The 1,139-nt window shown below is 43.7% G+C and carries 1 pseudogene; it reads right to left on the minus strand.

Annotated features, from left to right (window positions below):
• A pseudogene (locus T494_RS14065) lies at positions 1 to 1,139 on the minus strand (hypothetical protein); the annotation flags it as partial.

The following is a 1,139-nucleotide window of genomic DNA, read 5'->3' on the forward strand; positions in this document are numbered from 1 at the left end:
TTTGTGAGTGTCAGTGTAGCACCTTCAAGCTCTTCTTTGCCTGTAACGTCTTTCTTGTTGATCGTTACGACGGTCTTTGGCTTAATAGCGTCGCAGATAGTCAGGTATGCATCGAGAGAGTCTTTGTCCTGCTTAAGAACTGCATAACCATCTGCCAGAGTACTGTCACTTACAAAATCAGGCTTGGTGTTATTGGATGTAACGGTTACCTTGCCGTTTTCGTCAACAGTAAAGTTAACTGTTGAGCTGAGAACTTTATACTTGATGTTGTTGCTTACAACTTCGTCGCCGGACTCTTCAAGGATATAATTGCCCTTTTCAAGCTGGAACGACAATGTAGATCCGTTGGATGTCCATGGGTTATCCACGCCGGAGATCTGTACCTTATCGCCCTTGGTGCCGTCAGATTTAGCATTGTAAAGAGTAATAACTGCGTCTTTGACTTCGTTAGCACCGGTTATATCCTTCTTGCTCAGATGGATGTATACCTTTGAATACTGTGCATCACAAACTGTGAAGGTAGTTCCGCTGTATACTACGCCGCCATTGTCCTGATCAACCTTATCCTTTGAATCAACTGTATTTGTTGTTGAGGTGATCTGTCCGTTCTCGATGGTGAATGTAACTGCACTTGGGATCACATTATACTTGTTGCCCTGTGCATCAACGATGTCCTTACCATCTACAGGCTCCTCAGTAAGGGTATAGGTGCCGTCTTCAAGCTCAACTTCAAAGCTGGTTTTTGTTTTGGTGGTAGTAACTTCGCCCTTGACAACGTTATTGGAATCTACTATCTTCAGGTGTGCATTTTCAATAACTGCCTCACCTGTTACGGCTGTCTTGTCTACCTTTACTGTCAGCTTATCAGGAACTACGACCTTCTTTGCATCACAGATCTCGATGGTCGTACCTTTCTGATAGAAGTAACCTGCGGTTGCATTGCTGTCATAAGTGGACTTTGCATCATCACCTGTGGTGACAACTCCGTTGTTTACCTCAAAGGTGAGAGTTGTTTTGATTACATCGTACTCGTTATTGTCTTTATCAACTACAGTTGTACCTGTTTCCTTAAGAACATACTTGCCGTTTGGAAGTGAAAGCTCGAATACGGATCCTGCGTCCTTGCTGGATACTGCTTC

Origin of the sequence: Ruminococcus sp. FC2018, assembly GCF_000621805.1 — a bacterium.
Taxonomy (GTDB): domain Bacteria; phylum Bacillota; class Clostridia; order Oscillospirales; family Ruminococcaceae; genus Hominimerdicola.